Source organism: Actinokineospora auranticolor (genome assembly GCF_041897805.1).
In the GTDB taxonomy this organism is placed as follows: domain Bacteria; phylum Actinomycetota; class Actinomycetes; order Mycobacteriales; family Pseudonocardiaceae; genus Actinokineospora; species Actinokineospora auranticolor.
The window spans coordinates 7,157,921-7,171,555 of the sequence record NZ_CP154825.1 but is presented as its reverse complement, the minus strand read 5'-3'; the positions used below and the strand labels follow the sequence as shown (position 1 = coordinate 7,171,555).

Annotated in this window: 13 protein-coding genes; 9 read left to right on the top strand and 4 right to left on the bottom strand. The window is 72.9% G+C overall.

Features of this window, described 5'->3' with window-relative positions; all coding sequences use genetic code 11:
- Window positions 1–163: 163 nt before the first annotated feature.
- Window positions 164–751, top strand: coding sequence for a transposase family protein (locus V5P93_RS31190; protein ID WP_245931576.1), 588 nt, complete (start codon window positions 164–166; stop codon window positions 749–751).
- Between the two features lie 103 nt (window positions 752–854).
- Here the strand turns inward: V5P93_RS31190 and V5P93_RS31185 are convergent, their stop codons facing one another.
- The 3 genes from V5P93_RS31185 to V5P93_RS31175 all read right to left on the bottom strand — a co-directional run bounded on the left by V5P93_RS31185 (window position 855) and on the right by V5P93_RS31175 (window position 3,259).
- Entirely contained in the window at window positions 855–1,541 is a 687-nt protein-coding gene (locus V5P93_RS31185; RefSeq protein WP_245931575.1) for a DUF305 domain-containing protein, read from the bottom strand.
- Window positions 1,538–2,407, bottom strand: a complete 870-nt coding sequence (locus V5P93_RS31180; protein ID WP_104481571.1) for a DUF3105 domain-containing protein — start codon at window positions 2,405–2,407, stop codon at window positions 1,538–1,540. Before V5P93_RS31180 ends, V5P93_RS31185 begins: the two co-directional genes overlap by 4 nt.
- A 150-nt stretch (window positions 2,408–2,557) precedes the next feature.
- A complete protein-coding gene (locus V5P93_RS31175) occupies window positions 2,558–3,259 on the bottom strand; it encodes a DUF3105 domain-containing protein (RefSeq protein ID WP_104481570.1) in 702 nt (233 codons plus the stop codon).
- A 58-nt stretch (window positions 3,260–3,317) separates the two neighbouring features.
- On the opposite strand from V5P93_RS31175, the gene V5P93_RS31170 reads away from it, so the two are divergent.
- The 6 genes from V5P93_RS31170 (at window position 3,318) to rho (ending at window position 11,494) form a co-directional block, all read left to right on the top strand.
- Window positions 3,318–4,184: a DALR anticodon-binding domain-containing protein gene (locus V5P93_RS31170; protein ID WP_104481569.1), complete on the top strand. Its 867-nt coding sequence runs from the start codon at window positions 3,318–3,320 to the stop codon at window positions 4,182–4,184.
- A gap of 7 nt (window positions 4,185–4,191) precedes the next feature.
- A complete protein-coding gene (gene lysA, locus V5P93_RS31165; RefSeq protein WP_104481568.1) occupies window positions 4,192–5,628 on the top strand; it encodes a diaminopimelate decarboxylase in 1,437 nt (478 codons plus the stop codon).
- A 14-nt stretch (window positions 5,629–5,642) separates the two neighbouring features.
- Window positions 5,643–6,956 carry a homoserine dehydrogenase gene (locus V5P93_RS31160; RefSeq protein WP_181043741.1) on the top strand — a complete coding sequence of 438 codons (1,314 nt, stop codon included), beginning with the start codon at window positions 5,643–5,645 and terminating at the stop codon, window positions 6,954–6,956.
- Complete coding sequence (gene thrC, locus V5P93_RS31155) at window positions 6,953–8,029, top strand: threonine synthase (protein WP_104481566.1); 1,077 nt, start codon at window positions 6,953–6,955, stop codon at window positions 8,027–8,029. Before V5P93_RS31160 ends, thrC begins: the two co-directional genes overlap by 4 nt.
- Window positions 8,026–8,940 carry a homoserine kinase gene (gene thrB / locus V5P93_RS31150; RefSeq protein WP_104481565.1) on the top strand — a complete coding sequence of 305 codons (915 nt, stop codon included), beginning with the start codon at window positions 8,026–8,028 and terminating at the stop codon, window positions 8,938–8,940. The genes thrC and thrB overlap by 4 nt, the downstream gene beginning before the upstream one ends.
- 457 nt (window positions 8,941–9,397) lie before the next feature.
- Window positions 9,398–11,494, top strand: coding sequence for a transcription termination factor Rho (rho, locus tag V5P93_RS31145; protein WP_104481564.1), 2,097 nt, complete (start codon window positions 9,398–9,400; stop codon window positions 11,492–11,494).
- A gap of 7 nt (window positions 11,495–11,501) precedes the next feature.
- Here rho and V5P93_RS31140 read toward each other — a convergent pair whose 3' ends face one another.
- Window positions 11,502–11,993, bottom strand: a complete 492-nt coding sequence (locus tag V5P93_RS31140; RefSeq protein ID WP_104481563.1) for a hypothetical protein — start codon at window positions 11,991–11,993, stop codon at window positions 11,502–11,504.
- 251 nt (window positions 11,994–12,244) lie between these two features.
- Between V5P93_RS31140 and rpmE the strand changes: the two genes are divergently transcribed.
- Window positions 12,245–12,466, top strand: a complete 222-nt coding sequence (gene rpmE / locus V5P93_RS31135) for a 50S ribosomal protein L31 (RefSeq protein ID WP_104481562.1) — start codon at window positions 12,245–12,247, stop codon at window positions 12,464–12,466.
- 84 nt (window positions 12,467–12,550) lie between these two features.
- Window positions 12,551–13,627: a peptide chain release factor 1 gene (gene prfA, locus V5P93_RS31130; protein WP_104481561.1), complete on the top strand. Its 1,077-nt coding sequence runs from the start codon at window positions 12,551–12,553 to the stop codon at window positions 13,625–13,627.
- The last annotated feature ends 8 nt before the right edge of the window (window positions 13,628–13,635 follow it).

The following is a 13,635-nucleotide window of genomic DNA, read 5'->3' as shown; positions in this document are numbered from 1 at the left end:
TATCACACAACCGGCCTCGTGCGAGACCGTGCCGAAGAATTGTGTGCTCTGATCCGCGAAGCCATCAGCGAATCGATTCGCCTGTGGCCGCCGGTTCTGGGTTTATATCGCTCCGTGGTGGTCACGTTGGCGTACTTGCGGCGGAATCGGGTTCAAGCGGAGTTTGGCGGAAGCGTTCGAGGTGTCACAGCCGACGATCAGTCGGGCGATCGCGGCGGTGACACCATTGTTGGCCGGCGTGCTCGAACAGTGCGTTCCGACGGCCGACGATCTCGACGACCGCAATTCCCCCATAGTGGATGGGACACTGCTGCCGTGCTGGTCCTGGGCTTCCCGTCCGGAGTTGTTCTCCGGGACACACCGCACGACCGGGCTCACCGTCCAGGTCGTGTGCACGCCGGACGGACGTCCGAGATGGGTGTCGGATCCTAGGCCGGGATCCCGTAACGACATCGTCGGCCTGAACGCCTCGCGGGTTCTCGACGGACGAGAGCCCAGCGCCCGGCTCGGCGACAAGGGCTACATCGGCAGCGGCATCCTGACCCCGATCAGAAAACCCAGAAACCGAGAACAACCCGACTGGGAAGTGGAGTTCAACCGACACCACAACTCCCTCCGAGTCGTGGTCGAACGCGCCATCGCCCAACTCAAAACCTGGCGTGTTCTCCACACCGACTACCGGCGTCCCACCGACACTTTCACCGACACCATATCGGCCGTTATCGCCCTCTGCTTCTACGCCGCTGAATAAGCCTCTGTGGACAACCGCAGCGGATGGGGATGGAGCCTTCCGGGGCGCGAGATCAGAAATGGCCGGTCTCGACTGATCCGAGGCCGGCCATTTCCGTGGTCCGCTAGTTGGGCAGCGGTGAGCCGCCCCGGTCGCTCAGCATCCTGGTCAGCAGGCCGGTCTCGGCGCGCTGGCCCTCCTGGATCTTGCGGGCCAGGTTGCGCACGTAGTCGGCCCTCGCGTGGTCCGCCGCGTACGACGCCATCTCCAGCCCGCCCTGGTGGTGGCGGAGCATGAGCTGGAGGAAGTAGACGTTGAACTCCTTGCCCTGCAGGCCGCGGAGCTTGGCCAGTTCCTCGCTCGTCGCCATCCCGGGCATCAGGTCGACGCCCGCGCCGCCGCCGTGGGAGTGGGCGGTGGCCATCCAGCGCATGTGGGGCTGGTCCGTGGGGGCCAGGGTCGGCTGACCCCAGGCCGTCAGCCAGCCGCTGAACTGGCCGCTCTGGTCCAGCTGGGTCGACTCGATGTCGAAGGCCAGCTGGCGGACCTCGGCGTCGTCGCTGCGGTCCCTGGCCAGGCCCGCCATCGTGATGGCCTGCAGGTGGTGCACCCGCATGTCCTGGGAGAACCCGACGTCGATCGAGTCGGGGCCGGGGTGCTCGTCGTCACCGCCGACCGCGGCCAGGGTGATCAGCATGCCCGCGGCGGCGCCGACGAGCAGGACCACCAGGGCCGCGATCGCGTAGACGAGACCGGACCGGCGAGCCCCCTGGGTCGAGGGGAGCTCGCTGTCCTCCGGCTGTTCGGTCACTGCGACGACGGGACGGAGGTCGCGGAGGCGGGCGCCGGGGCCGATGCCGGGGCGGACCCGGGCGCGGAGACCGCGGTCGTCGGGATCATCGCGCCCTCGGAGGCCGCCGGGCTGGAACCCTTGCCGTCCATGGGGATCGCGTCCGCGCCGGGCTTCTCGGCGACGAACGGCGGCGGGTTGGACGGGTCGAACCCGGTCTGGTTGCTGTCGCAGCGGCCACCCGGCTCGGGGGTCAGGTAGCTGTTGGTCCGCAGCGACTTGATGAACTGGTCGACCCGCTCGTCATCGGCGCTGTCGACCTTGAGCTGGTGGCCCCACGACTGCAGCGAGATCGGCTTGTCCAGGCCGGGGTACGGCGACATCACCATGTACGGCTTGCCGTCCACCCGCGTCTTCAGCTTGTCCAGCTGCTCGCCCTGCACCTTGTCCGGGTTGTAGGCGATCCACACCGACCCGTGCTCGAGCGCGTGCACCATGTTCTCGTTGCGCACCGCCGACGGGTACACCACACCGGAGCAGTCGGCCCACACGCCGTCGTGCGGCCCGCCGAAGGGCGGGCTCTGGTCGTAGGCGACCCGCTGGGTGGCCTCGACGTGCTGGCCGGAGGTGTACTTGATCCGCAGCACCCCGTTGATGTTCTCCGACGGGTCCTTGTTGTCGTCGGAGGCGGTGAACTCCTTGGCCGCGTTGATCTTGACGAAGGCGTAGGTGAACACCCCGCCCGCCAGCAGCGCGATGGCGGTGATGCCCGCGATCAGCCCCCAGGGCGCGCCCTTCTTGGACACCACGGACGAGCGCGCGGCCTTGACCGCGTCCACGCCGCCCTTGCCCCCCTTGGGGCCGTTCTTCTTCGTTCCGCTGGCCATGCCGTCCCTCGGACCCTCGCGTCGGCTCCCCGCTGCAGGGGACGCACCAGGTGGGTGCGGTGGCCAAGTCTAGGGAACCGGTGTCTGGTGGGTGTCAACGGCCACGTGAACCGGCTGGTCAGCCGACCCGAACGGGAAAACGGGAACGGGTCAGGACCCGCCGCCGACCGGCACCGCGTCGGGCCCCGGCGGCGTCGGGTCGAACGGCGGCGGGTTGTCCTGGCTGAACGCCTCCGGGTCCGCCTCGTCGCAGCGCGCGCCCGCCTCGGGGGCCAGGTCCGGGTTGCCGCGGGTGGCGGTGATGAACTGGTCGATGCGCGGGTCGTCGACCCCGTCGACCTGCACCTGCCTGCCCCACGCCTGCACCGACACCGCCGTCGGCTGGCCCGGGTAGGGCGAGAGCACCGAGTACGGCTGGCCGTCGACCTTCTTGACCAGCGTGGCGAGGTCGGCGTCCTTGACCTTCTTCGGGTCGTAGGTCAGCCACACGGCGCCGTGCTCGAGCGAGTGCACGACGTTCTCCGTGCGCACCGCCTTCTTGTAGACGACACCGTTGCACGGGGCCCACAGCTGGTCGTGCGGGCCGCCCAGCGGGGGCGTGTGGTCGTAGGCGACCCGCTGGGGGCTCTTCACGTGCTGGCCCGCCTTGTACTTCAGCGACAGCACGCCCTTGATCCGCGCCGTCGGGTCGGCCTTGCCCCCCGACGTGGTGGGCTCCTCGCTCGATCCGCTCGCCCGCGGGTCCGCGGCCCGGGTCCCACCGGGGACGGTCTCCCCGTTCGTGGTGCTCGAACAGCCGACGAGCAGCAGGCAGGCGGCACCGAGCGCGAGCCGTCGCGCGTAGCGAATCATGCGGCTGAGTGTATGGACCCGCAGGCTCCGCCGGGACCCCGCTACCTAGACTTGCCCGGTGACCCCTGCCGCGCTCGCTGACCTGGTCCGTTCCGCCGCCGTGCGGGCGCTGGGCGCGCGCGGGCTCGATCCGGGCGCCGTCCCCGCCGAGATCACCGTCACCCGTCCGCGTGATCCGGCGCACGGCGACTACGCCACGGCCGTCGCGCTGCGGGTGGCCGGTCCGGTCGGCGCGGACCCCCGCGAGGTCGCGGGCTGGCTGGCCGACCTGCTCGACGCCGACGCCGCCGTGGCCGCCGCCGAGGTCGCGGGCCCGGGGTTCGTCAACCTCCGCCTCGCCGCGGCCGTGGACCACGACGCGGTGCGCCGGGTGCTCGCCGAGGGCCCCCGCTACGGCGTCGGCGACCGCACCCCGGACGACTTCCACCCCCGCGCCGCGCCCACCGCCGCGCAGACCGCCGCCGTCGGCGCCGAGACCGCCCGCTACGCCGCGCTGAACACGAACAAGTCCACTGTGGACATCGACCCGGCCGTCTGGGGCAAGCGGACGGACAGCAACCCGCTCTTCCGCGTCCAATACGCACACGCGCGGCTGGTCTCGCTGTCCCGCAACGCTTCCGACCTCAATGTCACACCTTCCACAGGGGACCTCGAACTCCTCGACCGGCCCGCCGAGCGCGCGCTCGCCCGGCTGCTGGCCGAGTTCCCGGACGTGGTCGCGCACCGCGAACCGCACCGGCTCACCCACCACCTGGACGACGTCGCCGACGCCGTGCGCGGACCGGTCACCGACCGCGCGCTGCCGATCGGCGACGAGGAGCCGGGCCCGACCCACGGCGCGCGGCTCGCGCTGTGCGCCGCAGCCCGCCAGGTCCTGGCCACCGGCCTGGGACTGCTCGGCACCACCGCACCGGAACGGATGTAGGTCAACGATGAGGGCACACCCGGCGGGTCCGCGGCACGCGGAAGTCCTGCCGCCCACCAGCACCGCGGCCGAACGGCCCACCACCGCGGCCGCGCTCGACGGGCTCGTCCCGGCGGTCTGGCCGCGCAACGCCGCCAGAGCCGACGACGGCGCCGTGCGGATCGCGGGCGTCGACGTGCGCGAGCTGGCCGCCACCCACGGCACACCGCTGTTCGTCGTCGACGAGGACGACTTCCGCGCCCGCTGCCGCGAGCACGCCGCCGCGTTCGGCGACCCGGCCCTGGTGCACTACGCCTCCAAGGCGTTCCTCTCCGTCGAGATCGCCCGCTGGGTCGCCGACGAGGGCCTGAGCATCGACGTGTGCAGCGGCGGCGAGCTGGCCGTGGCGCTGCGCGCGCAGTTCCCGCCCGAGCGGATCACCCTGCACGGCAACAACAAGTCCACCGACGAGCTGGCCCAGGCGCTGGACGCCGGGGTCGGCGCGATCGTGGTCGACTCGTTCTTCGAGATAGCCCGGCTCGACCAGCTGGCCCGCGAGCGCGGCAAGGTCGCCGACGTGCTGATCCGGGTGACCGTCGGCGTCGAGGCGCACACCCACGAGTTCATCGCGACCGCGCACGAGGACCAGAAGTTCGGCTTCTCGCTGGCCGGTGGCGCCGCCGCCGAGGCCGCCCGCCGGGTGCTCAAGTCCGGCGGCCTGCGCCTGGTCGGCCTGCACAGCCACATCGGCTCGCAGATCTTCGACGCCGACGGCTTCGAGGTCGCCGCGCACCGGGTCATCGGCCTGCTCGCCGAGCTGCACGCCGAGCACGGCGCCGAGCGCCTCGCCGACCTCACCACCGTCGACCTCGGCGGCGGCCTGGGCATCGCCTACACCGCCCAGGACGACCCACCGCCCCCGCAGTGGCTGGCCGACCAGCTGCGCACCATCGTCACCAAGGAGTGCGAGCAGGCCGGGCTGCCGCTGCCGCGCATCGCCGTCGAGCCCGGCCGGGCCATCGTCGGACCGGGCACCGTGACGCTCTACGAAGTCGGCACCACCAAGGACGTCTCGCTCGGCCACGGCACCGGCCGCCGCTACGTCAGCGTCGACGGCGGCATGAGCGACAACATCCGCACCGCCCTCTACGACGCCCTCTACGACGTGCGCCTGGTCTCGCGCTCCAGCGCCGAGGGGGAGCGCGGCGACGAGGCCGTGCTGTCCCGAGTGGTGGGCAAACACTGTGAGTCCGGTGACGTTGTGGTGCGAGACTGCTGGCTTCCGGACAACCTTGCTCCCGGTGACCTGCTGGCGGTGGCCGCGACCGGCGCCTACTGCTACTCGATGGCGAGCAACTACAACCGGCTGCCCCGGCCCGCCGTGGTGGCCGTGCGCGACGGCGCGGCGCGGCTGCTGCTGCGCCGGGAGACCGTGGACGACCTGCTGAGACTGGAGACCGAGTGAATTCGGCGGCGAGCGTGACTGCCAAACCCATCCGGGTCGCCCTGCTCGGCTGCGGCACCGTCGGCACCCAGATCGTCCGGCTGCTCACCGAGCAGGCCGACGAGCTGGCCGCCCGGGTCGGCACCCGGGTGGAACTGGTCGGCATCGCGGTGCGCAGGCCGAACAAGCACCGCGAGGTGCCCGCCGAGCTGCTCACCACCGACGCGGCCGGGCTGGTCGCGAGCCCCGACGTGGACGTCGTGGTCGAGGTCATCGGCGGCATCGAGCCCACCCGCACCTGGCTGCTGGCCGCGCTGACCGCGGGCAAGTCCGTGGTCACCGCGAACAAGGCGCTGCTGGCCGAGCACGCCGGGGAGCTGTTCGAGGCCGCCGACGCCAGCGGCGCCGACCTCTACTTCGAGGCCGCCGTCGCCGGTGCCATCCCGCTGCTGCGCCCGCTGCGCGAGTCGCTGGCGGGCGACCGGATCACCCGGGTCATGGGCATCGTCAACGGCACCACCAACTTCATCCTCTCGGCCATGGACGAGACCGGGGCGGGCTACGCCGAGACCCTCGACGAGGCGTCCCGGCTGGGCTACGCCGAGGCCGACCCGACCGCCGACGTGGACGGCTTCGACGCCGCGTCCAAGGCCGCCATCCTGGCCTCGCTGGCCTTCCACACCCGGGTCACCGCGGGCGACGTCTACCGCGAGGGCATCTCCGCGGTCACCTCCGCCGACTTCGCCGCCGCCCGCGCGCTCGGCCGCACCATCAAGCTGCTGGCCATCTGCGAGCGCGTCTTCACCACCGGCGAGGACGGCGCGCCCGAGGAGTCCGTCGCGGTGCGCGTGCACCCGGCGATGATCCCCCGGAGCCACCCGCTGGCCGGGGTCAGCGGCGCGTTCAACGCGGTCTTCGTGGAAGCCGAGGCCGCCGGTCAGCTCATGTTCTACGGGCAGGGAGCGGGCGGTGCACCCACCGCCAGCGCCGTGCTCGGCGACCTGGTGGCGGTAGCCCGCAACCGGGTCGTCGGCGGGCGCGGACCGCGCGAGTCGGCCTACGCCGACCTGGCGGTGCGCCCGATCGCGCAGGCCTCGACCAGGTACCACATCAGCCTGGACGTCGCGGACCGCGCGGGCGTGCTGGCGGCGGTCGCCGCCGAGTTCGCCCAGCACGAGGTCAGCATCGCCGCGGTGCGCCAGGAAGGGCGCGCCACCGACGCCAGCCTCGTGATCGTCACCCACTCGGCACCGGACGCCGCGCTACGCTCCACAGTGGACAAGGTAGCGGGGCTGCCGTTCGTGCACGACGTGGTCAGCGTGATGCGGGTCGAAGGCGAGGACTCATGACCATCCCCACCGATGTGCGGCCGGGCTGGCCGGGCATCATCCAGGCGTACCCGGACCGGATCACCATCCCACCCGGCGCGAAGGTGATCAGCCTCGGCGAGGGCAACACGCCCCTGCTGCCCGCGCCGTACCTGTCCGAGCGCACCGGCTGCGCCGTCTACCTCAAGGTCGAGGGCCACAACCCGACCGGGTCGTTCAAGGACCGCGGCATGACCGTGGCCATCACCCACGCCCTGGCCAACGGCATGGAGGCGGTCATCTGCGCCTCCACCGGGAACACCTCGGCCTCGGCGTCGGCCTACGCCGCCCGCGCGGGCCTGACCTCGGCGGTACTGGTGCCCCGCGGCAAGGTCGCCCAGGGCAAGCTCGCGCAGGCCGTGGCCTACGGCGCCCGCGTGCTGCAGATCGACGGCAACTTCGACGACTGCCTCGAACTGGCCCGCAAGACCTCCGCCGAGTATCCGATCGGCCTGGTCAACTCGGTCAACCCGGTGCGGCTGGTCGGGCAGAAGAGCGCCGCGTACGAGATCTGCGACGTGCTCGGCCGCGCGCCGGACATCCACTGCCTGCCCGTCGGCAACGCGGGCAACATCACCGCGTACTGGCGCGGGTACCGCGACTACGCCGAGGACGGCATCATCCCGGCCACGCCGCGGATGTTCGGCTTCCAGGCCGCGGGTGCCGCGCCGATCGTGCGCGGCGAGCCCGTGCCCAACCCGGAGACCATCGCCACCGCCATCCGCGTCGGCAGCCCGGCCTCCTGGGCCGGTGCGGTCGCCGCGCGCGACGAGTCCGGCGGCTTGATCGACGCGGTCACCGACGAGCAGATCCTCGAGGCGTACCGGCTGCTGCCGGTGCGCGAGGGCGTGTTCGTCGAGCCCGGGTCGGCGGCCAGCGTCGCGGGCCTGCTCGCGGTCGCCGCCGACGGCCGCCTGCCGCGGGGGTCCGTCGTCGTCTGCACGGTCACCGGCCACGGCCTCAAGGACCCGGACACCGCGCTGGACGGGCTCGTCGAGGTCGAACCGGTCCCGGTCGACGCCTCGGCGGTCGCCTCCGCGCTGGACCTCACGTGAGCGCAGGGGTCGCGGGGGTGCGCGTCCGCGTCCCCGCCTCCTCGGCCAACCTGGGCGCCGGGTTCGACGCCCTAGGCCTCGCGCTGGGCCTCCACGACGTCGTGGAGGTCCGGCGCACCCCGAACCCGGGCTTGGTCGTCCGGGTCTCCGGCGAGGGCGCCGAGGACGTGGCGCTCGACGAGAGCCACCTGGTCGTGCGGGCCCTGCTCGCGGCCTGCTCCCGGCTCGACACCGCCCCCGGCGGCCTCGAGCTGACCTGCGCGAACGCCATCCCGCACGCGCGCGGCCTCGGCTCGTCGGCCGCCGCCGTCGTGGCCGGGATCGCCGCCGGGTACGGCCTCGCGGGCGTCGCGCTGACCGGCGCCGCGCTCGACGACGCGCTGCACCTGGCCGCCGAGTTCGAGGGCCACGCGGACAACGTCGCGGCCAGCCTGCTCGGCGGGCTCGTCCTGGCCTGGTGCGAGGAGTCGGACGGCGACCGGCGGTTCCGCGCCGCGCGCGTCGAACCGCACCCGGACCTGCGGCCGGTCGCGATCGTCCCGCGGGAGCAGTCGGCCACCCACGTGACCAGGGGCCTGCTGCCCGAGGTCGTGCCGCACGCGGACGCCGCGTTCGCCGCGGGCCGGGCCGCGCTGGCCGTGCACGCGGTCTCCGCGCGGCCGGACCTGCTGCTGCCCGCCACCGCGGACTCGCTGCACCAGGACTACCGCGAGAAGGCGTGGCCGGACTCGCTGCGCGTGGTGCGCGCGCTGCGCGCGCACGGTGTCGCGGCGGCGATCTCGGGCGCCGGGCCGACGGTCTTGGCCCTCACGGCGGGTACCGCGCTACCCCAAGCGGTCGATCTGGGCGGCTTCACCGTTCTGCCGCTGCCGCTCGACCGTACGGGTGTAGTGGTGGACCCACTCGGCTGAACCGGAATACCCGACGTCACCGAGGCGTTGTGCCATCCGGGTCACGTCACTCGGGACACGAGTGACTCAGATCACCGCGCCACGCCGGGAAACGGGGGCGACGCGCTGTGAGCCGGTTGTTGCACGTCGAGTGACGGCCGTCTACCCTCGGGGGCGTTCAGTCACCGCGCGCACGGGCGCCCGGTGTCGTTCCCGGGGATTCTTCCCGGGTCGCGCATCATCTGCCGGAGATTCGGCTCCGTCCTTGCCAAGGTCGAGAGTCGGGGCTCCCAGGTACCCGACGACCGTGGTGACCAGATGCTCCCCGTTTGGCGACCGGGTCGCCCGGTGGCCGTGCCACGGCCACCCCCGTGCCCCGACCTGCTGGGTCAGGGGCGCAGCCACGCCATCTCGCGTTCCGACGGGTGGCGGTCCGCTGGTCCGCGTTGGAGGCGGGGACCGGTCAGGAAGGACATGTGTGAGCAATACCGATCTACTGAGCAGCGACGCCGAGTCGCAGGTCCCCGCTGAGAAGGCCGCGGGCAACGGCACGACCAAGCGCCGCGCGGGCCTGTCCGGCATGGTCCTGGCCGAGCTGCGCGAACTCGCGGGTCAGCTGGGCATCGCCAGCACCACGGGCATGCGCAAGGGCGACCTGATCGCGGCCATCAAAGAGCGGCAGGGCGGGGGCTCGGGCGGAGCCACCGCGCAGCAGCTGCCCCTCAACGGCACCGACGCGCCCGCGCCGACCAAGGCGCGGCGCACCGCGGCGAAGGCCGAGCAGCCCGCCGAGGTCCGGCCGACCGAGGTCGCCCCGGCGCCGCCGGTCGCCGCCGAGGCCGCGCCGGAGTCCCGGGCCGCCGAGGGCGGCCGGGAGAGCCGTCGCCGCCGGGCCAGCCGGGCCGCGGGCAGCCCCGAGGGCGCCGCGCCCGCCGCGCAGCCGCAGGCCACCACCGCGCCGACCGCGCCCGCCGAGGCGGAGCGGCAGCCGGAGGCGCGCCCGGCGCGCACCGACGAGCGCCCGCAGGGCGAGCGCGGTGACCGCAGGCGCGACCGCAACGACCGGGGTGACCGGGGCGACCGCCAGGACCGGGGTGACCGCAACGACCGCGGTGACCGCCAGGACCGGGGCGACCGCAACGACCGCAACAACGACCGCGGTGACCGCGGCGACCGCAACAACGACCGGGGCGACCGCCAGGACCGCGGTGACCGCAACGACCGCGGTGACCGGGGCAACCGGCAGGACCGCCACGACCGCGGTGACCGCAACGACCGCAACGACCGGCAGCAGGACAACCGCGCCACCGGTCCGGACGACGACGACGAGGACGGCGGCGGTCGCCGCGGTCGCCGGTTCCGCGACCGCAGGCGTCGCGGTGGCCGCGTCGAGGGCGGCGGTGGCGGCCAGAACGACACCGAGGTGCGCGAGGACGACGTCCTGCTGCCCGTCGCCGGTGTCCTGGACGTGCTGGAGAACTACGCGTTCGTCCGCACCTCGGGCTACCTGGCGGGCTCCAACGACGTCTACGTCTCGCTGTCGCTGGTCCGCAAGCACGGGCTGCGCCGCGGCGACGCCATCACCGGCCTGGTCCGCCAGCCGCGCGAGGGCGAGCAGCAGCGGCAGAAGTTCAACCCGCTGGTGCGGGTGGAGTCGGTCAACGGGCTGGAGCCGGACCAGGCGCGCAACCGCCCCGAGTTCACCAAGCTCACCCCGCTCTACCCGAACGAGCGACTCCGCCTGGAGACCGAGCCGCACATCCTCACCACCCGCGTCATCGACCTGGTGATGCCGGTCGGCAAGGGGCAGCGCGCGCTCATCGTCTCGCCGCCCAAGGCAGGCAAGACCTCGGTGCTGCAGGCGATCGCGAACGCGATCACCACCAACAACCCCGAGATCTACCTGATGGTCGTGCTCATCGACGAGCGGCCGGAAGAGGTCACCGACATGCAGCGGTCGGTCAAGGGCGAGGTCATCGCCTCGACCTTCGACCGCCCGCCGGGCGACCACACCTCCGTCGCGGAGCTGTCCATCGAGCGCGCCAAGCGCCTGGTGGAGATGGGCCACGACGTGGTGGTGCTGCTCGACTCGATCACCCGCCTCGGCCGCGCGTACAACCTCGCGGCCCCGGCCTCCGGCCGGATCCTGTCCGGTGGTGTCGACTCGACGGCGCTGTTCCCGCCGAAGCGCTTCCTCGGCGCGGCGCGCAACATCGAGGGTGGCGGCTCGCTGACCATCTTCGCCACCGCGCTGGTCGAGACCGGCTCCGCCGGTGACACGGTGATCTTCGAGGAGTTCAAGGGCACCGGCAACGCCGAGCTCAAGCTCGACCGCAAGATCGCCGACAAGCGCATCTTCCCGGCGGTGGACGTCGACCCGTCCAGCACCCGCAAGGAGGAGCTGCTGCTCTCGCCCGACGAGCTGGCGGTCACCGTCAAGCTGCGCCGGGTGCTGCACGCGCTCGACAGCCAGGCCGCCATCGAGCTGCTGCTCGACCGGCTGCGCAAGTCCCGTACCAACATCGAGTTCCTGATGCAGGTGGCCAAGACCACCCCCCAGGGGAACGACGACTAGTACGGCGTCAGTCGAACTCCACACGGCCGAGTCCCCGCGCGCGCCAAGCGTGCGGGGACTCGGCCGTTTCGGCCGCCGGTACCGGTGCCCCCGGGGGCGTCGGTGCGGGAACCGGTACCGGCGGAGGAGGTGGCGTTCGGGTGCCGCGCAGCCGCGCGCCGCCCGCGGCGATCGCGGCGGCGGCCGGGACGCCGACGCCCACCGCCCACGCGGCGGGCACGGCGACGTGGCCGACGAACAGCCCGGCGGCGAACCACACCGCCGGGTAGGGCAGCGCCAGCGCCGCGCGCTGCCCGGCCGTGCGCCAGGGCACCGCGCCCGCCAGCACCCCCGCGGTGGCCGCGGCTGCGCCGAAGACCCCGCTGGAGAGCGGGACGGCCCAGGTGGACCCGAGCAGGAGCCCCCCGAGGCCGGTGAGCCCGAGCACGGCCGCGATGAACAGCAGGGGCACCGCGAGCCAGACCGGGACCGGCAGCGGGGTGCCGATGGCGCAGCGCACGCGCCCAGTGTGGGAGGCGGCCGGGGGGTTGTTCGACGGCGCGTTCGAGGGCCGTCGGCGAGCGGCCAAAGGGGTGCGGCGGGAGGTCGAGTACACCGGACGAACGGCGGGGGAATACCTGGTCGGGCGACCGCGTTGCAGCCCGTGCCAGGCCTTCTGGCACACTGTCAGGTCGAGTCCGGCACCGGTTCACCTCCGTCGAGAGCCATCGACGCGAGGACCCGGCGGCCATTGATCGAGAGGCGACCACCGTGAAGAACGGCATCCACCCCGAGTACGTCACCACCGAGGTGACCTGCGGCTGCGGGAACAGCTTCACCACGCGCAGCACCAAGTCTTCCGGCAGCATCTTCGTCGAGGTCTGCTCGGCTTGCCACCCGTTCTACACCGGCAAGCAGAAGATCCTCGACACCGGCGGCCGGGTCGCGCGCTTCGAGGCCCGCTACGGCAAGCGGACCAAGACCGCCAAGTAGCTCCGCAGACGGCGCCCACCCGGGATCTCGGGTGGGCGCCGTTCGCGTGTTCCCACTCCGCCACACCCCCGGGAGGTGCCCGTCGTGGACTCGACCAAGCTGGGCGAACTGCGCGCCGAGCACGCCGAGCTGGAGGTCGCGCTCGCGGACCCGTCCGTGCACGCCGACCAGGACCGGGCCCGCAGGCTGGGCCGCCGCTACGCCGAGCTGACGCCGGTGGTCAAGGCCGCCCGCGAGCTCGACGGCGCGCGCGCGGACCTGGAGGCGGCCAGGGAGCTGGCCGCCGAGGACGCCGCGTTCGCCGCCGAGGCCGACGAGCTGGCCGCGCGGATCCCCGCGCTGGAGACCAAGCTGACCGAGCTGCTGCTGCCCCGCGACCCGCACGACGCCGCGGACGTGCTGCTGGAGGTCAAGTCCGGCGAGGGCGGCGAGGAGTCCGCGCTGTTCGCGGGCGACCTGCTGCGCATGTACCTGCGCTACGCCGAGCGCCACGGCTGGAAGGCCGAGGTGCTCAACGGCACCGAGTCCGACCTGGGCGGCTTCAAGGACGTCACGGTCGCCATCAAGAGCAAGGGCTCCGACCCGGACGGCGTGTGGGCCCGGCTCAAGTTCGAGGGCGGCGTGCACCGCGTGCAGCGCGTCCCGGTCACCGAGTCGCAGGGCCGCATCCACACCTCGGCCGCGGGTGTCCTGGTGGTGCCGGAGATCGAGGACACCGCCGACTTCGAGGAGATCCCGGACAAGGACCTGCGGGTCGACGTGTACCGGTCCTCCGGCAAGGGCGGCCAGAGCGTCAACACGACCGACTCGGCGGTGCGCATCACGCACCTGCCCACCGGCATCGTGGTGTCCTGCCAGAACGAGCGCTCGCAGCTGCAGAACAAGGCCCGCGCCATGCAGGTCCTGCGCGCCCGGCTGATGGCGGCGGCGGAGGAGGAGGCGGCCAAGCAGGCGTCCGACGCCCGCCGCAGCCAGATCCGCACGGTCGACCGCTCGGAGCGCGTGCGCACGTACAACTTCCCGGAGAACCGCATCTCCGACCACCGGGTCGGCTTCAAGGCGCACAACCTCGAAGCGGTGCTCGACGGCGACCTGGACGCGGTGCTCGACGCGCTCGCCGACGCCGACCGCGCCGACCGCCTGGCGGGCTCAACCGGCTGAGAGGTGCG